Raw genomic sequence first — 19,867 nt, 5'->3', positions numbered from 1 at the left:
TTCCCGCCGTACGACGCGAACCAACTCCGAGATATTCTCCAACACCGCGCGAACGTCGCGTTCAAAGACGACGCGCTCACCGACGACGTCATCCCGCTGTGCGCGGCATTCGCCGCGCAGGAACACGGCGACGCCCGACGCGCGCTCGACCTCCTCCGGACCGCGGGAGAGCTCGCCGAACGCGGACAGGCCGACACCGTCGAGGAGGCACACGTCCGGCAGGCGCAGGACAAGATCGAACTCGATCGGGTCGTCGAGGTCGTCCGCACGCTCCCGACCCAATCGAAGATCGTCCTCTTCTCGACGATTCTCCTCGAAAAGAACGGCGTTCACAACGTCAACACCGGGGAAGTGTTCAACATCTACAAGCGCCTGTGCGAAGAGATCGACGCCGACGTCCTCACGCAGCGACGCGTCACGGACCTCATCTCCGAACTCGATATGCTCGGGATCGTCAACGCCGTCGTCGTCTCGAAGGGGCGCTACGGCCGCACGAAGGAGATCTCGCTCTCGGTCCCGCTCGACGAAACTGAAGCGGTGCTCCTCTCTGATTCCCGCCTCGGCGACATCGAGAACGCCCAACCCTTCGTTCAGGCCCGATTCGACAACTGAACCTAAATTTGATTCGACAACTGAGTCCGAGTTCGACTCGACAACTGAACCCGAATTCGATTCACGAGCTACCGGATTCGAACGGTAATCCGATCCAAACGCTACTATAATAGCGCTGGCCGTGCACGTTGCGAACGGATGTTCGACGAGATTATGCAGAAGTTCGAGGGAAGCCCGAGCCAACAGGCGGTCATCCGCCTGCTCCTCGAACGTGGGTTCTCGGTCAACGACGACGGGCGCGTCGTCTCCGGCGGCATCGAGATCCCGAACACGGGGATCGCCCGCGAGATCGACGTCGACCGCCGCGTCGTCGATTCGACGTCTACGGCCATCCTCGAGGACGAAGAGCTTAGACGGATCTTTCAAAACATCTCGTCGATCCCCAGTCTGATGGACCTCGCGCCGGTGCTCGATCTGTCGGTGTTGACCGTCGAAGTCAACGACGCCGAACGGCCGGGGATCGTCGCCGAGATCACGTCTCGACTCGCCGAGCGCGACATCTCGATTCGACAGACGATCAGCGAAGATCCGGAGTTCACCGACGATCCGAAGCTGTACATCGTCACCGACGACCCGATTCCGGGCGATCTGCTCAACGAACTCTCCGAACTTGCGTTCGTCCGTCGAATCAGCATCGCGTAGCGCCGCGAGTCCACGCCGGAGTTGATTCTCTGCCAGACTTGCACCCACGCCTCACGCGAATCCTTTTCAACGCGACTGACGCTACTGTCGACTGTGACCGACGACTCCGATCGACCCGAAACACACCCCCAAACGTTCCGAACGGTGGGTGACCACGGCGAGGCGCGCTTCGAAATCAAGGGATCGGAGTTCATCGGCTACGTCGCCCCCGCGAATACGGTCGCAGAAGCCGAATCCGTTATCGATCGGATCCGAGATCGACATCCGGACGCGACCCACAACGTACCCGCGTATCGCGTCCCAGCGGACGCAGCAGCGTCGTCATCGACGTCGCCGTCGATACGAGATACCTCCGCGATGCTTCGCGAGTACCAGTCCGACGACGGCGAGCCCACGGGTTCGTCCGGGAAGCCCGCGTTGAACGTTCTCGTCCAACGCGAGATCAGGAACGTCGTCGCTGTGGTCACGCGATACTACGGTGGGACGAACCTCGGCGTCGGCGGACTGGCCCGAGCGTACTCGCGGGCGGTCAAAGAGGCAGTCGACGACGCCGGTATCGTCGAGACGGTCCCCCACGAGCGTTTCACCGTGACCGTCGAGTACGACGACTCCGGCACGGTCCGCGGCATCTTAGAAAGTGCGGACGTCGAGTTCGAGGGACAGTACGAAACCGCCGTCGCGTTCGACGTTCGCGTTCCGATCGACGAGGGCTCGGAACTCCGCGACCGAATCCGCAGTGCGACGAGCGGTCGCGCCGATATCGAGTGATGAATTTCGAGCGCACTGGTAGTTTCGAGATGAAAGAAAGGGGGTCTGACGCGTCAAGAATCGATCTTCACTCGTCTCCGCGAGCCGTATGGCTCAAACCGATCTTTGTCTCACGCGGACTTTCTTACGGTGTGCTCTCGAACGGGCGGTATGGTCGATATCGATTCGGAAACGTTGTTCAATGCGGCGGCGGCGGTTCTGACCACGATCGCCGTCTTGTTTTTCATCCTCAACGTCGATTTCGGTCTCTCACCGGTTACGATGACCCTTCTAGCGGTGGCCTTTCTCACGGGGATTTTCGCGATCTCACAGCGGACCGCGGATCGGCAACTGACGCTCCTCAGCTACGGTGTCATCGTCGTTTCCGTGGTCGGGATCTTCTTCGACCTCGTGAACACGTTCAGCCTCGGAAGCGAATCGACGGTGCTCGGGTTGCTCCTGCTTGCAGCGGCGTTATTCGCACTGCGAACCCGGTTCGACGGCAGCAACCGACTTCTGAGCGGAAAGCGCGCCGCGTATCTCTTCGGTGCCATATCCGCCCTCGTTGCGCTGCTACTCGTCGTGGACGTCGTTTCCGGCGGCCTCGCCCACGAGCTTCAGGTCGAAAACCGGATCGAGATCACCGACTCGCCCCGTGGCGACGTCCGAGTGGCGTCCCTCGTCGTCAGCAACCCCACGCCGCTCCCCGAGCGCGTCGAAACTCCGAGGTACGGCGTGTGCGCCGCCGGTGACTGGAGTGAGTACAGACGTCCGGGCGATCCCAGCCGGGAGGGGCGACAGCCGGTCAGCGCACACCTGAACGTGCAGGACGGCTACAACGAGCACGTGATGAGCTTCGACTCGAAGACGTACCCGGTGACGCTGTATCTGGACGCGGCGAACACGACCGGAGAGACGTTCCCGGTCGAGCGGACCGAGTCGTGCCCGGACGACGAAACCGGCTCGCCGTATCTCGCGATTTTCGAGGGATCTACGAACGACCCGCGCTACTACGCGGTTTGACGCACCCACGCGGCCTGACGCGCTTGCTCAATCGACGATGATGTCGGTGTCGCCGTTGATCTCGCGTTCGGGGGCCTTGGGTTGCATCTGCTTGCGATAGCGTTCGATCCAGTCGGCGAAACAGGCCGGACAGAGCCGTTGACTGTCGACTTCCGAGCGGTCGACGTTCAGCTGAACGGTACGCGCGAGCGCCTCTTCGATCGGGTCGCCGCAGGCATCGCAGGGTTCGCTCCCGGTCATACGTGCCCCTGCGCGGCGCGTCGGTAAAGTTGTTCACTTCGCTTGAACCGAATCGAACCGGAACTCCTGCGAGAGATCGAGCGGCCTCGTCTGTATCGCTCTTACGTCGTACGGAAGGCTCGATCCCCGGCGTCGCCCAGCCCCGGAATGATGTATCCGTCGTCGTCGAGGTGATCGTCGATGGCGACGGTCAGGAGATCCGCATCGGGGAACGCGTCGCCGACTCTGAGCAGTCCGTCGGGTGCCGAGACGGCCGAGAGCACGAACAGGTCGGCGGGTTCGACGTCGGCCGCGTCGAGGACGTGATCGAGGACCGTGCACATCGTCGACCCGGTCGCGAGCATCGGGTCGGCCACGATAACGGTGTCATCTTCGGTGATTTCCGGTAGTTTCACGTAGTCGATGCTGATCGGGAAACTCCCTTCGTCGTCCATCCCGGCGGTCTCGTCGCGTCCGGCGCTGATGACGCCCTGTTTCGCACGCGGAAACGCCTTCAGCAGCCCTTCGACGAACGGCGTCGCCGCGCGGAGGACGTTGACGATCACGACGTCGTCGAGCCCTTTGACGCGCTCGCCAGTCGTCTCCGTCAGCGGTGTCTGGACGGTGACGTACTCGGTTTCCATCGCGCCGTCGATGATCTCGTAGCCGCAAATCCGTCCGAGTTTGACGAGTCCCTTCCGAAACGCGACCTGTTCGGTTTCGACGTCTCGGAGTCGCAAGAGCGTGTCTTTCGCGAGCGCGTGAGTGATCAGGTAGGCGTCGTCGCGGTCCTCGATGGCCATCTCAGTCCCCCCCTGTCACGCCGTCGGACCCCTCGTCTGCCTCGCCCTCTCCGTCCGGTTCGTAGACGTTCGCATCGCCCGATACCGCAGGCGCACCGATCGCCAGAATCTCGACGGCCGCTTCGGCGTCCGCGGGGTTATGCGCTCTGTGGGGCGACCCGGGGCTCGCGGCGAACAGCGATCCGGTCTCGATGCGGTAGGTCTCTTCGGGCGTCTCGACGACCAACGTACCCGAGAGCACGTAGAACGCCTCCTCCTGCTCATCGTGGTAGTGGTACGCCAGCGGAATCTGCTCGCCGGGTTCCGCTCGGAATCGGTTGATCGCGACGTTCGACAGTCCCGCAGGTTCGGAGAGTCGGCGCAGTTCGCACGGCCGCTCGTCTGCCGGACTCACCGCCCCTTGGTTCACTACGGTGTATCCCATACGCGATACATTTCGGTTCACCACAAAAGCCTCCCGGGTCGTCCGAGCCTGAGAGTTCTCACCCCTTCCGAGGATGGGTAGTCATACTCAGTATACCGATTTCGCTCAACAGACGACACTCACTCAACCGACCGAACAGTGAGGGACGCTCGCATCACTCGGAGTAGAGTTTTATACTTCCACGTGCCTACCACGTCCGAGACGATGGAAGAGAGTGTCTCCGGATTCAAAGTTCGGGGGACCTGGGGTGACGTCGTCGAGCACGGTGAACGGATCACTCGCGCGCTTCGCGACGCGGGCGTCGACAGCGACGCCTTCGAGGAATGGGACGAGTGGCGGCCGAAGTCCCACGAGCGTCTCGGCGAGGACGTGAGCGAGAAGACCGCCGCGCAGGCGAGCGTCGGAGAGGGAGAGGGAGAAAAAGCAGGGAAAGCACCCGATGAAGACCTTCAAACCGCCGGGGAGCGACTTTCCGAATCGTACGAACGCGTCGAGGAGGGCGACAACGACGAGGCCGTCGAGCGGTGGTCCGAGTCGCTCGGGTACGTCGCCCGCGCGGCCGACTCGGCTGGCAGGCGTGTGCTCCGTCGAGTCGAAAACACGGTTTACCAACGGGTGATGACGCAGCTCGCGCCGTATTACTTCGATAACGAGCTCGTCAGCGCCAACATCCAGAAATCGGCGCGGGGTGACGGAGAAGTATCGTTCATCTTCGAGGTGAACGTCAACGACGACGAACTGAAAGAGACAGTCAGCGATCGACTCGGCGAGTTCGACGACGAAGTAACCCGTTGGCACGTCGACACCGAAAAGCAGACCGAAACCGCCGAGGCCGCCGAAGGCGTCGAGCCGCCGCCGTCCGATGACCGATCTCGGTCGACGACGAACTGATTTTCCGTGCGGCCTCGGTCGACGACGAATTGGGTCTCAGCGCTGGTTTCGCGATATCCAACACCCACAGTCATATTCCCGCAGGTGAATTGTGAAGTGTGCCCGAGCCACTTCACGTCGAATCCGGTGAACTGACCGGTGAGGAGATTCTTGATGCCCTTCGAGAGGGGCGCCGCGTCGTCGTCGAAGCGGAACTTCTCGGCGGCACACACCAGTTATCGCTCCGCCACGACGGCGAGACGTATTACTGCGATACGCCGACAACGCTCCACAAACACGCCGAAGAAGCCGAAATGCTCTCGTGCATCGAAAAGATGGGTTACGGTCGCGTGGACTGATCTGAGACAGCCGCATCGAGTGATTACCGGTAAACGTCTGCCGACACGATGGCCGATTGACGCGTCAAATCACACTGCGTTTCTGCCGTCGTCCACAGCCTGCGACCGAAATTCGAAGCGGGCGCCGCCTTCCGAACTGTCGAGCAAGCTCACCGCAAAACCGTGCGCTGTGGCCACACGCCGGACGATCGTGAGTCCCGTTCCGGTGCCACCGTATCCCGTCGTAAAGCCGTGTTCAAAGACGGTTTCGCGTTTTTCGGACGGAATCCCTTTCCCTGTATCCTCGACGAAAAACCCGTCCTCAAGCGGACCCACTCGGACCGTCACGGCCGCCCCCCCGTGGCCGATGGCATTCCGAAAGAGGTTCTCGAAGAGCGCCTGCAGTTGACTCCGGTCGCCGACGATCGAGCAGGCCTCTGCCTCGAGCGTCGCCTCCCGTGTGTCGATCATTTTCCAGGCGGACTGCGCGATCGCATCGAGCGATACCTGCTCGTACTCCTCGGCTGACTTGTCGCTTCTCGCGAGCCCGGTGAGATCGGTAGTCAGTTCGTCGATCCGCTCCAGTGAATCCGCTACTGCCTCTAGATGGTCCGGGTTGTTCGTCTCTCTGAACAGTTCGAGACGACCCTTGGCGATGTTGAGTGGATTCCGGAGATCGTGTGACACCATACTGGCGAACTGATCGAGTCGCTCGTTCTGCTGTTCGAGCGTTTGGGCGCTCTCACGCGCTTCGGAGACGTTTTGCGTCACTAACACCCCGTAGGGATCCCCGTCGAGATCGACTGGCCCGGTCTCGATGTGGTGGATTCGATCATCGAACTCGATATCGAACGATTGCTTCGCCCCCTCCAGCGTCGACTCCAGTGCGGCTTCGAGACGCGATGCGGTGTCCGGCGGGAACAACTCGAAAATATCCTTTCCGACCATCGTCGCCGATTCTTGCTTCGAGAACGGAAGGACTGCGGGGCCGACGATTCGATACCGGAGATCCGGATCGAAGAGCACCAACACCCCGTTTGGGAAATGTTCTATCAGCGCTCGGTGACCGCCCTCCGGCGCGGCTTCCCTCTTTATCCCGGTTTCAGAACCACACATATCGTACGTACGTCTGTGCACAGATCACACCTGACGGTACTTAACCCTTGAGAGCCGAATTCCCTCCACGCACCGAATAATCACTTCATATCTGCCTCGATGATGGACCCGTCTCGGAGTAGATTCGATTGTGCGACTGACACAGTACCGGAACTGCCGACGACGCGGGACTTTTGTCGTGGGGCGAAGACGTACTGTGTATGAGTGACGTGCCAGAGATGAGCGACCTCCTGGAGACCGACGATCCGGGATTTCAACAGGTACTGGCCTGTGTATTCGGGATTCAGCGCCACGAGAGCCGGACGTATCTGACGCTATTGGACAACCCCGGAAGCACGGTCGCCGAACTCGCGGACATCCTCGACCGGGACAGAAGCAACGTCAACCGTTCGCTGACGACGCTGATGGAGAAGGGGCTCGCCGGGCGCGAGCGCCGCCTGCTCGAATCCGGCGGCTACATCTATCAGTACACCGGGACCGAACTCCCGGAGGCCAAGGAGATGCTTCACGACGCGCTCGAGGAGTGGACTGAGCGCGTTCACCGAAGCATCGACGAGTACGGAACCGACGAGACGTAGTCGGCGAGTACGGGATCGACAAGACGTAGTCGGCGAGTACGGAACCGACGAACCGTCCCCCTTTTCACGACCGAACGCGAGGAGTTCGACAATGAGCCTCGAACTCACCGCTCCCGCGCCGGACGTCCCCGACGTCGCCGACGACGGCGTCTGGCTCGCGGACATCGAGACGGGAGAGACGTACGCCCCGTTCGACGAGATCCGATACACCGGCGAGGACGGCAACCTCCTCGAAGTGCGGTACGCCGAACCCCCGAGGTTCGAAGACTTCCAGGGTCAGGGTCGCGGAGTCTGGCGCTACCGATCAGCACTTCCGTTCGAGGAGGGCGTCAGCCTCCCCGAGGGCGACACGCCGCTGCACGAGGCCCCGCGCCTCCGCGAGGACGTCGGCGTCGAAACGCTCCGGATCAAACACGAGGGAATGAACCCGACCGGGTCGTTCAAGGATCGCGGAATGACCGTCGGCGTCCGCGTCGCAAAGGAACTCGGCGTCGACCGTCTCGCGTGCGCGTCGACCGGAAACACCTCCGCTGCCCTCGCGGCCTACGGCGCCCGCGGCGGGATGGAGACGCTCGTGCTCCTCCCGTCCGGGAAAGTCGCGGCCGGGAAGATCGCACAGGCCGCACTCCACGACGCCCGAATCCTCGAAGTCGACGGCAACTTCGACTCCTGTCTCGACATCGTTCAGGACCTCGCACAGCGCGGCGAGGTGTATCTCCTCAACTCCCTGAACCCGTTCCGACTCGAGGGTCAAAAGACGATCGGGCTGGAGATCTTAGAGGCGTTCAGCGATGACTACGGTCGATTCCCCGACCGCATCGTCCTGCCCGTCGGCAACGCGGGCAACACCGCCGCACTGTACAAAGCCTTCCGAGAACTGGTCCAATCCGGCGCGCTCGATCCGTCGGAGGTCCCGAGACTCACCGGCGTGCAGGCCGAGGGCGCGGCACCGATGGTCGAGGCCGTCGAAAACGGCTGGGAGGACACGAAGCGTTGGGAGGACGTCGAAACGCGAGCGACGGCGATCCGTATCGGCAACCCGGTCAACGCGCCGAAGGCGCTCCCCGGAATTCGCGAGACGGGCGGCACGGCGGTCGCCGTCTCCGATGAGGCGATCACCGACGCACAGCGCGACCTCGCGCGCGAGGGAATCGGCGTCGAACCCGCCTCCGCGGCCTCGGTCGCCGGTCTGCGAAAACTTCGCGACCGCGGCGTCGTCGATGCCGACGAAGACGTCGTCTGTCTCACGACCGGTCATCTGCTAAAAGATCCCGATGCGGCGTTCGAGGCGGGCGGGAAGCCCGAACCAGTCCCGAACGAAACGGCCGCCGTCCTCGAACACATCGGCGCGAACTAAGCGTAGGCGTAGGCGGACACGAGGGCGCGTTTCGCTTCGGTCCCACTGCGCTCTCTGGTCTCGCGTTTAGCTTTCGTTTATCGGGAACCTTGTGGGTGTTCCGTCCCCTTCGGTCCCCGGTCCTTCGTCGGTCGGTGTCGATCCCGTTGTCTCCGGTTCGGATTCAGTTGTCGGCGCTTCCGTTTCGTCTTCGGTCGTCGTTTCCTCTTCCTCGTCACCTTCATCTTCGGTCGTCGTTTCCTCTTCCTCGTCACCTTCATCTTCGTCGTCAGCTTCGTCATCTTCGTCGTCAGCTTCGTCGTCTTCACCGTTCTCATCCTCGTCATCATCGTCCTCCTCGGATCCGATGAGATCCTCGACCGCATCGAGTACCTCCGATTGAGACTGCGCGGAGTCGAAGGCGTCCGGGAACGGCGACTCCCCGGTAAGTTCGTTCAGCAACGCGGCGTGGCGCGCTTCGACGCTGTGAATCGAGAGCGCGGTCGATAGGAGATCGGGGCTCTCGACGAACGGAGCGGCTCCCTGATACGCCGCGACACCGGTATTTTCGAGCACTTGAGCGAGTTCTAAGAACTCATCGACAGTCTCGACGCCGAAGTCGTAGGCGGCCTCCTCGGCTGGTGTGCCGCCGAGCAACTCGATCGCCTGAGTCAGCACCTCAACGTGGGTCGCTTCGTGTTCGGCAATCGTCTCTACGTGTTCGAGTATCTCGGTTCGGAGCGTTTCGTCGTACTCACTCAAGAGCTCGGCGTCGACGAAGTCCTCTTCATCGAACGATTCGAGCGCTTCGCGATAGAAAGCGTTCTCGAGGTGTTCGAGTGACAGCGCGTAGTTCAGCACGTCGATGTCCGTCCCGTCGACGTCGTCGAACGCCGCCGTTGCTTCCATTGGTGCGTCGTCGGCCTCGTCAGTCTCGTCGTCCTCTTGCTGGCCGAAGACCGACCCCGTCGCGCCGCCGAGCGCGACCAGCGCACCGCCGACAAGCGCCGACCGGCCCAGGAAACTTCGGCGCGAACCGTCTCCGAAACGGCGAGATTCTGTTTCCGAGGTTGCACGTTGCTCTTCGGGAGTCGATTGGTGCTCTGTTTCGGGCGCTGGCTGGCGCGCTTCTTCCGCTGTTACACGCTCTGTTGTGCGTGGCGTTGGATCTGTGTTGTCTGTCATTGCTACGTTGGGCCCCTCCCAACGAGTGTCACTTCCATCCGGCGGCCGATTGTTATGCGCTCACCCGAACGTCGGTATGACTACTCAAAAACGAGTACTATCGATGTATGTCGGAGTACGTCTCATTTCGGTGAGGACGGACGATTTCTCAGTTTCATCTCGATCCGTGGCACAAACACGAGGACAACAGACCCACCGACCGTCGATTGGACGAGCGTACCACTTCTCGCGGTCGACAAACGGCCACCCTACCGCTCGAAATGCGGACTGTACCGTCTCTGACCGCAACGCAATCTATCGAAACGAACCTGTCTCGCAAGTGGAACTCCCTCGAAATTGGAACTCTCCCGTAACTGAAACACCCCCGCAAGTAGAACGATCCCGAAAATCGGATCCTCTTATATCCCGAACCCTCACACCTCAGCGCAGGGGGGCGTCACTCGTCGTCTTCGCCGTTCAGCGTGAGATATCGCACGTCGATCATCCGCTCGTCGGCGAGCAGCGTCTCGATGACTTCCTTCGGAACGGGGTCGTCGAGGTTATAGACCGTGAGCGCTTCGCCGCCTTCCTTGTCGCGACGCGCGTTGAACATCCCCGCGATGTTAATGTCGTAATCGCCGAGCACCGAGCCGATGAAGCCGATGACGCCGGGCTTGTCGGCGTTGCGTGCGACGAGCATCTTTCCGTGGGGGATTGCGTCGACGCGGTAGCCGTCGATGCGGACGATCCGCGGGTCGTCGCCCGCGAAGAGAGTTCCGCAGACGCCGAGTGACTCCTCCTCGTTGCCGACGGAGACGGTCACAAGGCTCTGGAAGTCCTCGGACTGCAGTCGCTTGGATTCGGTGACGTCGATGCCGCGCTCTTCGGCGATCTGCGGCGCGTTGACCGCGTTGACCTGCCATTCCAGCGGCTCGAAGACGCCTTTCAGCGCCGAGGCGGTGACGAGTTCGATGTCCTCCTCGGCGATGTCGCCCTCGTAAGAGACATCGACCTTCGAGATCCGGCCATCGAGAAGCTGCGCGGCGACCTTTCCGGCGGTCTCGGCGAGGCCGATGTACGGGCGGATGCGCGGGAAGACGCTCTCGTCGACCGAGGGCGCGTTCAGCGCGTTCATCACCGGTTCGCCAGCGAACGCGGCGTCGATCTGATCGGCGATCGAGGTCGCGACGTTTTCCTGGGCCGCCTCGGTCGATGCCCCGAGGTGCGGCGTGACGATGATCTCGTCGACGTCGAGTAGCGGGCTATCCGGCGAGACGGGCTCCTGAGCGAAGACGTCGATCGCCGCGCCGTCGAGCGTGCCGTCGTCGACCGCTGCGGCGAGGGCGTCCTCGTCGACGACGCCGCCGCGGGCGCAGTTGACGAGGTAGCCGCCACCCATCAGTTCCAGTTCGTCCGTCGAGATCATCCCCTCCGTTTCGGGTGTCAGGGGCGTGTGCACCGTCAAGAAGTCCGCGCGTTCGAGACAGCTCTCGAATTCGACGAGTTCAGCGCCGAGTCTGTCGGCGCGCTCCTCGCTGATGTAGGGATCGTAGGCGACGAGGTCCATCCCGAGTCCGTCGAGCCGCTTTGCGACCTCCTGGCCGACGCGGCCGAGTCCGACGATACCGAGCGTCTTGCCGTTGAGCTCAGTGCCGAGGTAGTCGCTTTTCGCCCACTCTCCGGCTTTCAGTCGGGCGTGCGCCTGCGGGATCGAACGCGCCGCGGCGAACGACATCGCGACCGTGTGCTCTGCGGCCGCCCGAACGTTCCCCTCGGGCGCGTTCGCGACGATGACGCCGTATTCGGTCGCGGCGTCGATGTCGATGTTGTCGACGCCGATTCCGGCGCGACCGACGATGACGAGATCCGATGCGGCCTCGAACACCGCCTCGGTCACCTCGGTTCCGGACCGGACGACGAGGGCGTTCGCGTCCGCGACTGCTTCTAAGAGCGCCTCACCGTCTAGGTCGTAGGCCGTCTCGACGTCGTGGCCCGCCTCTCGGAGGCGTTCCAGACCGGCGTCGTCGATCGGGTCCGTAATAAGGACCTTCATATCCTAACCCATCCCTGGTTCCCGGTTAAACGTTTCTTCATCGGTGCGAGCGGGCCGCTGTGACCTGTCACCAGGATTCTACTGTGTCACATGGTGCCGCCTCACGAGCAGGTGGCGGATAGGTGAGTTAAAAGCCTTCCCCGGCAACTCCCGCGTATGCGACTCGTTGCCTTCGACTTCGACGGAACGCTCTCCGATTCGGAGATGACCGTCTTACTCGGCGACAAAAAGGACGTCGCCGACCGGATGGCCGACATCACAGAGCGTGCGATGAACGACGAGATCTCCTACGCGGAGAGCCTCCGCAAGCGCGCCTCGCTGCTGGAGGGGCTCTCCGAGGAGGACGCCGAAGCGGCCTTCGGCGAGGTCCGACTCCGCCCCGGCGCGGCCGACCTCATCGACCGGTTGCGGGCCGTCGGACACCACGTCGCGATCCTGACTGGCGGGTTCGAACGCGGCGTCGCGGCCGCCCTCGAACGCGAGGGCGTCGAGGTCGATACCATCGTCGCGAACCGATTGCCGATGAAGGGCGGTCGACTCACCGGTGAGGTCGAAGGACCCCTCATCACGGGCACGAAGGACGAGGCGCTCGAATCGCTCGCCGCCGACCTCGACGTCCCGCTTTCTCGAACCATCGCCGTCGGCGACGGCGCGAACGACCTGCCGATGTTGGAAGTCGCCGGGCTCTCGGTGGGGTACATTCCGAAGGACGCCGTGCGCCCGTCCTGCGACGTCGTCGTCGCCTCGATGTACCGACTCGGCAAGGTGCTGGAGGGGTACAACGTGTTGCGGCAGAACGGCGATTGATCTATCGCATCGGTTGTGAGTCTTCATACAGTCGATTGTACCGGTCTCCAATTGGATGCGTAATCAGTTGGAAACGATACGATATTCCCCCGATGGTCGGCGTCCGTCCGGTCACTCCGGCTGATACGGATTGTTTGGGGTATCGAGCCGGAAGACGTCCTCGGCGGCGTCAAAGTCGTCGTCAAACGAGTAAAGGTAGCCAAGCCCCTCAGTTTGCATATAGGCAATAATGCAGGCGTCTACGAACGAGATGGCTTCATACTGCCGGAAGAGCGCTTTCCCCGTCGCAAACGCGTCCCCAGTAAGAAAGTCGATGTGGAACTGTGAATTCTCTTCTACGCGGTCAAGAAAGTCCGCCGCGGCGCCGTGTCCGGCGTGGGTCGTCAGCCCGTTTAACGTCTCAGCAAGCACGTAATCGAGGACGACTGCCTCCGGGAGTGCGCCGCTGTCGATGCATCTGAGGATGGACAAGGCCTCCTCGTGTAGGCTGTCGCGACGGTAGGCGGCGGCGAAGAGGACAGTCGTATCGACGAGTGCGCGCGGCATTTATTCGACGTCGACGCCCCACGCGTCGTGTTCGGTTGTGACGTCGGTCTCCTCGTCGCCATCGTAGCCGTCGAACTCGCTGAACGTGCCGCTGCGCTGCTGGACGACCCGGACGCGGAGCGTGCCATCTCCTTGGATCTGCCACCGGAGTTTGTCGCCGTCATCGATGTCGAGCTCGCGACGGATGCGGGCCGGGATGTTCGCTTGGTTCCCCGAGACCTTACTCTCGGAGTCGACGCTTTCACTACTCATACCTAAACCCAAGACTGCACACCACATAAGAGTAGTGTGCGCACACACTATCCAGTACTGTTCGTGAAAAGAGCGGCGCTCGGAGTACACGACGTTGGCAAGATCATTCCTCGTCAGCGACGTCACTCCTCGTCAGCGACGTCACTCCGCGTCGGCGACGGCACTCCCGCCAGCGGCGGCGTTCCGTTCCATCGCCGCTAGGTCGTCGGCCAGCGCCTCCGCAATCGCCTTCGAGAGTCCCGGCGGAACGGCGTTACCGACGACCTTCAACTGCGTGCTCTTCGGTCCCTGAAACACGTAGTCGTCGGGGAACGACTGGAGAACCGCGCACTCGCGGACGGTCCCGACCCGGTCCTCGACGGGGTGGATGAACGGCGCGTTGTGGTTCTCTTTGACCGTGATCGAGGGCTCATCGCGCGGGAGTCGCCGCCAGCTGTCCCCGTAACTCTCATAGAGGCTCTCACCGGGCTCGACCGCGGAAATCCGCTCGACCATGTCATCGGAGTGATCCGTCTCGTCGTGGTTCGGAAGCTCCTCGATGGCTCGGTCCTCTCCGTTCCGCTCCAAGAGCGCCTCCTCGACGGTCACGTGCGGCTGCAGCCGTTTTCCGGTCAGCGTCGCCTGCTTCGAGGGGCCGTGAGTCCGCTCGGGGTACGTCGGCAGCGACCCGTCGCGCCGCCCCTGGAAGATCACGCGGCGGCGGTTCTGCGGCACGCCGTAGTCGGCGGCGTTCAGCGTCTCGTAGGCGGTCTTCTCGTAGCCCGCGCGCTCGAAGCCCTCCAGTATCGCCCGCAGGGTGTCGCCGCCTTCCATCGACTTGATCCCGGGGACGTTCTCCATCACGAACGCCGCGGGCTGGATGAATTCGACGAAGTCGATGAAGTTGCCGACGAGGTAGTTGCGCTCGTCGTCGGGGTTGCGATGACCCGCGATGCTGAACCCCTTGCACGGCGGGCCGCCGATCACGACGTCGATTTCGCCTCTCTCGATCGGGTACTCCGCGAAGAACTCCTCGGGGCCGACTTCGGAGAGGTCCGCGACGATGGCGAGCGCGTCCTCGTGGTTGTGCTCGTACGTCGCCAGAAAGTCCTCGTTGGCGTCGACGCCCGCGACGACGTCGTATCCGGCCTGGAGGAAGCCCTCCGAGAGGCCGCCGCCGCCGCAGAACAGATCAAGCACCGTGATCGACGAGCGATCGAGATCGAAGTCCGGCATTCGGTTTCTTTTGAGGTGTCGTTTCCGGTCGTATTTAATTACCTCGGGGTGCCGGTGGGGGAGAACGGGACTACCGCTTGAAATCGATCGTTGTCGGCCCGTCCGCTCTGTGGACTGTCGTCGAACTCGGTTCGGTCTCGGCGATCGGTTCGCCGTCTCGGAGGACCAGCGTTCGGGGTGCCTGCCTCCGGAGCGCGTTGAACCCGTCGGGGCTGTCGTAGACGACTAGCGATCCTTCGCCTCCTTCGCGCAGGCCGTAGCCGTCCGCGCCGAAGATCTCGGCGTTCGCCTCGGTGAGCATCTCCCAGAGCACGTCGACGTCCCCGCGGCCCGCCATATGGGCGTAGTGCGCGAGAATGAACGCCGCGTCGAGCGGGTCGGCGACGCCGTAGTGATACCACGGGTCGAGCACGGAGTCGTGACCGATGCCGACCGTCACGCCCGCCTCTCGGAGTTCGTCGATTCGGGTGTGGCCGCGCCGACGGGGATAGTCGTCGTACGCGCCCTGCAACACGGAGTTGTCCGGCGGGTTCGTCACGACCGACGCGCCGCTGTCGGCGAGCATCGAGATCAGTTTGTCCGCGTAGGCGTTGTTATACGAGTGCGTCGCGGTCGTGTGACTCGCGGTCACGCGATCCCCGATTCCGCGCTTGAGCGCCTCGCTGGCGAGCACCTCGGTGAACCGCGATCCCGGGTCGTCCGTCTCGTCGATGTGGAGATCCAACGGGAGGTCGTGTTGTTCGGCCAGATCGCACGCGATCTCGACGCTCTTGACGCCGTCCTCGCGAGTGTACTCGTTGTGCGGGATTCCGCCGATCAGATCGACACCCATCCCGGCCGCCTCCCGGAGCAGGTCCTCGTGTGACCCGTCGGTGAGGATGCCGTCCTGGGGAAAGGCGACGACCTGCAGGTCGACGAGGTCCGACACCCTCGATTTCAACTCCACCAGCGCCTCGACGGTCGTCAGCGACGGCTCAGTCGTGTCGGCGTGAGTCCGCACGCGCGTCACGCCGTGGGCGGCGTACCACTCGACGGTTTTCGTGGCTCGTTCGAGGATATCGTCGACGGTGATATCCTGCTTATACTCGGCCCACACCTCGATTCCTTCGGCGAGCGTCCCGCTGTCGTTCCAGGACGGATCGCCCGCCGTGCCCGTCGCGTCGAGGTGGACGTGCGGCTCGATGAGCGGCGGCGTGAGCAGTCTGCCGTCGGCGTCGTACCGCCGGTCCTTGTCGAACGCGCCGGTATCTCCCGATCCCGCAGGCGCGATCGTCTCGACGGTCCCGCCCCGAATTTCGACGTCTACGGGGTCGCCGTCGATCGTCCGGCCGTTCGTGACGATGTAGTCGGACATCTCAGTCGGAGACGCGGGCGTTCGACGGTTAATTTTTGCTCTCCGTCGCCGTCGCTACCGATCTGTGACAACAAATGTGGTCGACATCCCCAATTTTATAAAAACACGACGAAAGCGGTGACCAATGGCAACAGAAGACGACACGTCCGCGTGGCGACGGTTCGTGTTCGGCGACGAGCAACTACCCGACCCGGACTACCCGCTCGATCACGTTCCCGGCACCGAGCGGAAGGGGTTAGTGAGCATCTCGGCTGTCCTGCTCGGCTTCGTGTTCTTCGCGGGCACGATCTGGGCCGGTGCTGAGGTCGGCGCGGCGATGGGATTCGGACCGATGCTGACGGCGATGGCCGTCGGCTACGCGATCTTGGGCGTCTACGTCGCGACGCTGTGCGGCATCGCCGCGAAGGCGGGGCTGACGACGGTCCTGCTCGCGCGATACAGCTTCGGGCGGTGGGGGGCGAAGTTCGCGGACTTCATTCTCGGCGGCACGCAGGTCGGCTGGTTCGGTGTCACGATTCCGATGGTCGCGATCCCGACGGCGACGTTCTTCGGCCTCGACACGCCGACGTTCACGGCGGCGCTCATCCTGCTGTGGGGTGTTCTGCACCTCGCGACGGCGTACTTCGGCTACGAGGGAATGGAGACGCTCTCGCTCGTCGCGGTTCCGATTCTCGTTCTCGTCGGCCTGCTCTCGATCGGTATCGCGGTGCAGGACGTCGGCGGGTTCTCCGGACTGTTCAGTGCCCCCGGGACCAGCGAAATGGGCTTCGCGGCCGCGGTCACGATCGTCGTCGGCACGTTCATCAGCGGCGGGACGCAGGCCCCCAACTGGGCGCGCTTCGCCAGTAGCACGCGCGTCGGCTTCTGGGCGGGACTCATCGCGTTCCTCGTCGGCAACGGCTTCCTCTTTCTCTCCGGTGCGGTCGGCGGGTCGGTCTACGACGTCACCCCCGCGGGCGACCTCTACGAGGTGCTCGCCGCGCAGGGACTCGCGGCGGTCGGTCTCATCGCGCTCGTTCTCAACATCTGGACGACGAACGACAACGCGGCCTACGCGTTCGGCGTCGCCGGGAGCGAGGCCTTCGAGTTCGATCGGAAGCGGCCCTTCATCCTCGTCGGCGGCGCGATCGGTATTATTCTCGCGCTCGTCGGTGCCGACAGCCTGCTTCTCCCCTGGCTCTCGACGCTCGGACAGTACGTCCCGCCGCTCGGCGGCGTTCTCATCGCCGACTTCCTGCTTTGCTGGCGGATGCGCGTCCCGAAGATGGGTGACGTTCGATTCGCGAACGTCCGTTGGACGGGCGTCCTCGCATACGCGGTCGGCGCGATCGTCGCGGTTCTCACGGCCGGGCAGGTCGTGCCCGGTCTCGCGGCTCCGCAGGTGCTACCCGGTCCGGCGGGCGCGGCGCTGAACGGACTCGTCGCTGCGTTCCTCGCGCACGTCGTAATCTACTACCTTCTCGAAGCGAACGGCGTCTTCGGCGGTCACGACGTCGACCCCGACGCCGAGCGGCTCTAATCGACTTAAGCCACAGCGACCTCACCTCCTCGCTTCTTCACTGACTCACTTCCTCACTTCCTCACTTCCTCGCTGACTCACTTCCTCACTGCCGTGCTTCTTCGTTTCCTCGCTTACCCATCGATCTCCGCTTGCAACGCTGCGCGCCACTCGTGGGGGTTGTACCACCCACAGCCCACGCAGCCGACGTCCTCGTCGTACTTCGCGTCGCCCTCGTAGTAGTATTCGATCTCCATAAACGCCGGACGCTCACCGCTCTCGACGCAGGATTCGCACTTGCGGCTCTTCAGGAGATTGTGCGTCCGCGTGAGGATCTGGAAGTGCGATTCGATCTCCTCGTCGCTCATCGAGTCGTAGTCGAAGCTTTCGGACTCGTCCCACCGAACTTCCGGCACGCGGTGATCGACCTCAAGCGTCGTGCTCGGCGCGGAGCCGTCGAACGCGTCGCGCTGGTCGTAGTGGTCGCGGACGCGTCGCTTGAACGAGTTGGGCATCTCCTGTCGCGTGATGGATTTCTGCGTCGGGAACGGGTACTTGAGCTTTCGATGGAAAGTCGTGTCCGCACACGTCTCGCAGTGCCGGTAGTCGCCCTGCCCCTGCCCGGTGTTCTGGACGAACTCGAAGCCCTCCTTGCGGAGCATCTGGATGTCCTTCGCGGGCTGAGAGCTGGGGAGCTCACACGCCGAGCAGTGCCATTCGCAGTCGGCGAGCGTCTCGAACGTCGCGGCGCGTTTGGTCCCCTTGTTCGAGGGGTTCCAGTCCCGCGTCGCGTACTCGTGAACGCGCTCGCCGAAGTCCGTCAGCGCGTACGTGTCTCCGTCTCGATCGACCAGTCCGTCGTCGACGAACGCCGAGAGCAACGCCTTCGCGTTCGCGTTGACCGCGGTGTCCGATCCGTCTCGCACGGTTTTCGCGCCGTTTGCGAGGTGGGACAGCACCGCCGTTCGCCGGGAGTCCTCCCGAACCGAAAACACCAGTTCGGCGGTCTCCTCGTCCATTCCGGGCATACGCCGACTCCGAGAGCAAGCGTGAAAATCCTGTGGGGAGCGTCGTCCCCAAATTGGGATCAGTCGGCCGCGCGGGCTTCCCGTCGGGCGGCCTCGACGCTCTTGCCCTCGCGCAGCACGGCGTCGACGAACAGCTCTCCGGCCTTGTACGACGACCGGACCATCGGCCCCGACGCGCAGTAGAGGAAGTCCAGTTCGTCTTCGGCCACCCGCCGCCACGTCTCGAACGCGTCGGGGTGGACGTACTCGAAGACGTCGAGGTGCGTCCGCGAGGGCTGGAGATACTGCCCCAGCGTGACGACGTCGACATCGGCCTCGCGCAGGTCCGACAGCGTCTGGTAGATCTCGTGATCGTACTCGCCGAGACCGAGCATTATCGAGGTCTTCGTGTAGACATCGGACTCCTCGGACACCTGTTCGAGCACCGACAGCGACTGCTCGTAGTCGGCGCGACGATCCCGCACCGGCCACTGGAGGCGTTCGACCGTCTCGATGTTGTGCGCGATCACGTCGGGTCCGGCGTCGATGATCTTTCGAACCAGCCCGGGATCGCCTTGGAAGTCGGGAATGAGCACTTCCACTAAGATCCCCGGATCGCGCTCTTTGATCTCGCGGATCGTCCGCGCGAAGTGGCCCGCGCCCTGGTCCGGCAGGTCGTCGCGATCGACCGACGTGAGCACGACGTAGTCCAGTCCGATCTCCGCGACGGCGTCCGCGACGTTCGCCGGTTCGTCGGGATCGAGTGCCTCCATCCCGCCGGTCTCGACGTCGCAGAAGTTACAGCCGCGCGAGCAGCGATCGCCCATCAGCATAAACGTCGCCGTTCCCGGGCCGTTGCGGCCGCTCCAGCACTCGCCCATATTCGGGCAGTTCGCCTCCTCACACACGGTGTGGAGGTCGCGATCTCGGAGCGTCTGCTTGATGTCGGTGAACCGCCGCCCCGACGGCGGGCGCATCTTCAGCCAGTCCGGCTTCCGCCTACCGCTCATACCCCGTTGTTCGAGCGCCCGAGCAAAAGCCTGCGGGTTAGACGGTAACGTTCGCAACTCCTCGTTCACCCGATCGCACGACGGCGTGCGTCCTGATGCGCCTTTCGTACACTCTGATGCGCCTTTCGTACACTCCCGAGCGTCTGTTGTGCACTCCGGTGCGTCTGTCGTGTACTCTGGCTGCGTCTCGTCCTGCGGTCGGTCGAGCAAGTCAGCTTCAAACGCAACCATAGCCACGGCTCGCAGTCTGGGC

The 19,867-nt window shown here is 63.2% G+C and carries 22 protein-coding genes; 10 read left to right on the top strand and 12 right to left on the bottom strand.

What is annotated here, in order from left to right:
* The 4 genes from FJT57_RS16950 to FJT57_RS09585 form a co-directional block, all read left to right on the top strand.
* Window positions 1–612, top strand: a 612-nt coding sequence (locus tag FJT57_RS16950) for a Cdc6/Cdc18 family protein (protein WP_394348812.1), incomplete at its 5' end; no start/stop codon positions are given.
* Between the two features lie 138 nt (window positions 613–750).
* The gene (locus FJT57_RS09595; protein WP_144904597.1) at window positions 751–1,254 is read left to right on the top strand and encodes an amino acid-binding protein; all 504 of its coding nucleotides are present in this window, start codon (window positions 751–753) and stop codon (window positions 1,252–1,254) included.
* 93 nt (window positions 1,255–1,347) lie between these two features.
* On the top strand, window positions 1,348–2,022 hold the full coding sequence (locus tag FJT57_RS09590) for an IMPACT family protein (RefSeq protein ID WP_144904595.1): 675 nt from the start codon (window positions 1,348–1,350) through the stop codon (window positions 2,020–2,022).
* A gap of 150 nt (window positions 2,023–2,172) precedes the next feature.
* A complete protein-coding gene (locus FJT57_RS09585; protein WP_144904593.1) occupies window positions 2,173–3,024 on the top strand; it encodes a hypothetical protein in 852 nt (283 codons plus the stop codon).
* A gap of 27 nt (window positions 3,025–3,051) precedes the next feature.
* Here FJT57_RS09585 and FJT57_RS09580 read toward each other — a convergent pair whose 3' ends face one another.
* The 3 genes from FJT57_RS09580 to FJT57_RS09570 form a co-directional block, all read right to left on the bottom strand.
* Window positions 3,052–3,264, bottom strand: a complete 213-nt coding sequence (locus FJT57_RS09580; protein ID WP_144904591.1) for a DUF7569 family protein — start codon at window positions 3,262–3,264, stop codon at window positions 3,052–3,054.
* A gap of 101 nt (window positions 3,265–3,365) precedes the next feature.
* Entirely contained in the window at window positions 3,366–4,046 is a 681-nt protein-coding gene (gene upp / locus FJT57_RS09575) for a uracil phosphoribosyltransferase (RefSeq protein ID WP_144904589.1), read from the bottom strand.
* A 1-nt stretch (window position 4,047) separates the two neighbouring features.
* Entirely contained in the window at window positions 4,048–4,470 is a 423-nt protein-coding gene (locus FJT57_RS09570; protein WP_144904587.1) for a cupin domain-containing protein, read from the bottom strand.
* Window positions 4,471–4,674: 204 nt separating this feature from the next.
* Here FJT57_RS09570 and FJT57_RS09565 point away from each other — a divergent pair, with 204 nt between their 5' ends.
* Entirely contained in the window at window positions 4,675–5,361 is a 687-nt protein-coding gene (locus FJT57_RS09565) for a DUF5828 family protein (protein ID WP_144904585.1), read from the top strand.
* A 98-nt stretch (window positions 5,362–5,459) separates the two neighbouring features.
* Window positions 5,460–5,699 (top strand): hypothetical protein, encoded by a 240-nt coding sequence (locus FJT57_RS09560; RefSeq protein WP_144904583.1) that lies wholly within the window; start codon window positions 5,460–5,462, stop codon window positions 5,697–5,699.
* Window positions 5,700–5,768: 69 nt separating this feature from the next.
* Here FJT57_RS09560 and FJT57_RS09555 read toward each other — a convergent pair whose 3' ends face one another.
* Complete coding sequence (locus FJT57_RS09555; RefSeq protein WP_144904581.1) at window positions 5,769–6,794, bottom strand: sensor histidine kinase; 1,026 nt, start codon at window positions 6,792–6,794, stop codon at window positions 5,769–5,771.
* A 200-nt stretch (window positions 6,795–6,994) separates the two neighbouring features.
* On the opposite strand from FJT57_RS09555, the gene FJT57_RS09550 reads away from it, so the two are divergent.
* A complete protein-coding gene (locus FJT57_RS09550) occupies window positions 6,995–7,372 on the top strand; it encodes a helix-turn-helix domain-containing protein (RefSeq protein WP_144904579.1) in 378 nt (125 codons plus the stop codon).
* A 91-nt stretch (window positions 7,373–7,463) separates the two neighbouring features.
* Window positions 7,464–8,729, top strand: a complete 1,266-nt coding sequence (gene thrC, locus FJT57_RS09545; protein WP_144904578.1) for a threonine synthase — start codon at window positions 7,464–7,466, stop codon at window positions 8,727–8,729.
* Window positions 8,730–8,795: 66 nt separating this feature from the next.
* Here thrC and FJT57_RS09540 read toward each other — a convergent pair whose 3' ends face one another.
* Both FJT57_RS09540 and serA read right to left on the bottom strand, forming a co-directional pair.
* The gene (locus FJT57_RS09540) at window positions 8,796–9,893 is read right to left on the bottom strand and encodes a ferritin-like domain-containing protein (RefSeq protein WP_144904576.1); all 1,098 of its coding nucleotides are present in this window, start codon (window positions 9,891–9,893) and stop codon (window positions 8,796–8,798) included.
* 436 nt (window positions 9,894–10,329) lie between these two features.
* Window positions 10,330–11,925 (bottom strand): phosphoglycerate dehydrogenase, encoded by a 1,596-nt coding sequence (gene serA / locus FJT57_RS09535; protein ID WP_144904574.1) that lies wholly within the window; start codon window positions 11,923–11,925, stop codon window positions 10,330–10,332.
* A 156-nt stretch (window positions 11,926–12,081) separates the two neighbouring features.
* Here serA and serB point away from each other — a divergent pair, with 156 nt between their 5' ends.
* On the top strand, window positions 12,082–12,732 hold the full coding sequence (serB, locus tag FJT57_RS09530) for a phosphoserine phosphatase SerB (protein ID WP_144904572.1): 651 nt from the start codon (window positions 12,082–12,084) through the stop codon (window positions 12,730–12,732).
* A 111-nt stretch (window positions 12,733–12,843) separates the two neighbouring features.
* On the opposite strand, the gene FJT57_RS09525 is transcribed toward serB, so the two are convergent.
* The 4 genes from FJT57_RS09525 to FJT57_RS09510 form a co-directional block, all read right to left on the bottom strand.
* Entirely contained in the window at window positions 12,844–13,278 is a 435-nt protein-coding gene (locus FJT57_RS09525; protein WP_144904570.1) for a type II toxin-antitoxin system VapC family toxin, read from the bottom strand.
* Complete coding sequence (locus FJT57_RS09520; RefSeq protein WP_144904568.1) at window positions 13,279–13,530, bottom strand: AbrB/MazE/SpoVT family DNA-binding domain-containing protein; 252 nt, start codon at window positions 13,528–13,530, stop codon at window positions 13,279–13,281.
* A 141-nt stretch (window positions 13,531–13,671) separates the two neighbouring features.
* A complete protein-coding gene (locus tag FJT57_RS09515) occupies window positions 13,672–14,745 on the bottom strand; it encodes a DNA cytosine methyltransferase (protein ID WP_144904566.1) in 1,074 nt (357 codons plus the stop codon).
* A 70-nt stretch (window positions 14,746–14,815) separates the two neighbouring features.
* The gene (locus tag FJT57_RS09510; protein ID WP_144904564.1) at window positions 14,816–16,099 is read right to left on the bottom strand and encodes an amidohydrolase family protein; all 1,284 of its coding nucleotides are present in this window, start codon (window positions 16,097–16,099) and stop codon (window positions 14,816–14,818) included.
* Window positions 16,100–16,223: 124 nt separating this feature from the next.
* Here FJT57_RS09510 and codB point away from each other — a divergent pair, with 124 nt between their 5' ends.
* Complete coding sequence (codB, locus tag FJT57_RS09505) at window positions 16,224–17,618, top strand: cytosine permease (RefSeq protein WP_144904562.1); 1,395 nt, start codon at window positions 16,224–16,226, stop codon at window positions 17,616–17,618.
* Between the two features lie 113 nt (window positions 17,619–17,731).
* Here the strand turns inward: codB and FJT57_RS09500 are convergent, their stop codons facing one another.
* A complete protein-coding gene (locus FJT57_RS09500) occupies window positions 17,732–18,625 on the bottom strand; it encodes a hypothetical protein (protein WP_144904560.1) in 894 nt (297 codons plus the stop codon).
* A gap of 59 nt (window positions 18,626–18,684) precedes the next feature.
* Window positions 18,685–19,845: a lipoyl synthase gene (lipA, locus tag FJT57_RS09495; protein WP_338035699.1), complete on the bottom strand. Its 1,161-nt coding sequence runs from the start codon at window positions 19,843–19,845 to the stop codon at window positions 18,685–18,687.
* Window positions 19,846–19,867: the final 22 nt, after the last annotated feature.

Source organism: Halobellus captivus (assembly GCF_007655485.1).
GTDB classification, from domain to species: Archaea; Halobacteriota; Halobacteria; order Halobacteriales; family Haloferacaceae; genus Haloquadratum; species Haloquadratum captivum.
The sequence above is the reverse complement of the archived record's forward strand: the minus strand, read 5'-3'. Positions and strand labels throughout refer to the sequence as shown.

Bases quoted from the DNA above. Each gene is read 5' to 3' on its own strand.
- FJT57_RS09595 (WP_144904597.1), top strand. From the start codon at position 751: ATGTTCGACGAGATTATGCAGAAGTTCGAGGGAAGCCCGAGCCAACAG.
- FJT57_RS09585 (WP_144904593.1), top strand. From the start codon at position 2,173: ATGGTCGATATCGATTCGGAAACGTTGTTCAATGCGGCGGCGGCGGTT.
- FJT57_RS09580 (WP_144904591.1), bottom strand. From the start codon at position 3,264: ATGACCGGGAGCGAACCCTGCGATGCCTGCGGCGACCCGATCGAAGAG.
- upp (WP_144904589.1), bottom strand. From the start codon at position 4,046: ATGGCCATCGAGGACCGCGACGACGCCTACCTGATCACTCACGCGCTC.
- FJT57_RS09570 (WP_144904587.1), bottom strand. From the start codon at position 4,470: ATGGGATACACCGTAGTGAACCAAGGGGCGGTGAGTCCGGCAGACGAG.
- FJT57_RS09565 (WP_144904585.1), top strand. From the start codon at position 4,675: ATGGAAGAGAGTGTCTCCGGATTCAAAGTTCGGGGGACCTGGGGTGAC.
- FJT57_RS09555 (WP_144904581.1), bottom strand. From the start codon at position 6,794: ATGTGTGGTTCTGAAACCGGGATAAAGAGGGAAGCCGCGCCGGAGGGC.
- FJT57_RS09550 (WP_144904579.1), top strand. From the start codon at position 6,995: ATGAGTGACGTGCCAGAGATGAGCGACCTCCTGGAGACCGACGATCCG.
- thrC (WP_144904578.1), top strand. From the start codon at position 7,464: ATGAGCCTCGAACTCACCGCTCCCGCGCCGGACGTCCCCGACGTCGCC.
- FJT57_RS09540 (WP_144904576.1), bottom strand. From the start codon at position 9,893: ATGACAGACAACACAGATCCAACGCCACGCACAACAGAGCGTGTAACA.
- serA (WP_144904574.1), bottom strand. From the start codon at position 11,925: ATGAAGGTCCTTATTACGGACCCGATCGACGACGCCGGTCTGGAACGC.
- serB (WP_144904572.1), top strand. From the start codon at position 12,082: ATGCGACTCGTTGCCTTCGACTTCGACGGAACGCTCTCCGATTCGGAG.
- FJT57_RS09525 (WP_144904570.1), bottom strand. From the start codon at position 13,278: ATGCCGCGCGCACTCGTCGATACGACTGTCCTCTTCGCCGCCGCCTAC.
- FJT57_RS09520 (WP_144904568.1), bottom strand. From the start codon at position 13,530: ATGAGTAGTGAAAGCGTCGACTCCGAGAGTAAGGTCTCGGGGAACCAA.
- FJT57_RS09515 (WP_144904566.1), bottom strand. From the start codon at position 14,745: ATGCCGGACTTCGATCTCGATCGCTCGTCGATCACGGTGCTTGATCTG.
- FJT57_RS09510 (WP_144904564.1), bottom strand. From the start codon at position 16,099: ATGTCCGACTACATCGTCACGAACGGCCGGACGATCGACGGCGACCCC.
- codB (WP_144904562.1), top strand. From the start codon at position 16,224: ATGGCAACAGAAGACGACACGTCCGCGTGGCGACGGTTCGTGTTCGGC.
- FJT57_RS09500 (WP_144904560.1), bottom strand. From the start codon at position 18,625: ATGCCCGGAATGGACGAGGAGACCGCCGAACTGGTGTTTTCGGTTCGG.
- lipA (WP_338035699.1), bottom strand. From the start codon at position 19,845: ATGGTTGCGTTTGAAGCTGACTTGCTCGACCGACCGCAGGACGAGACG.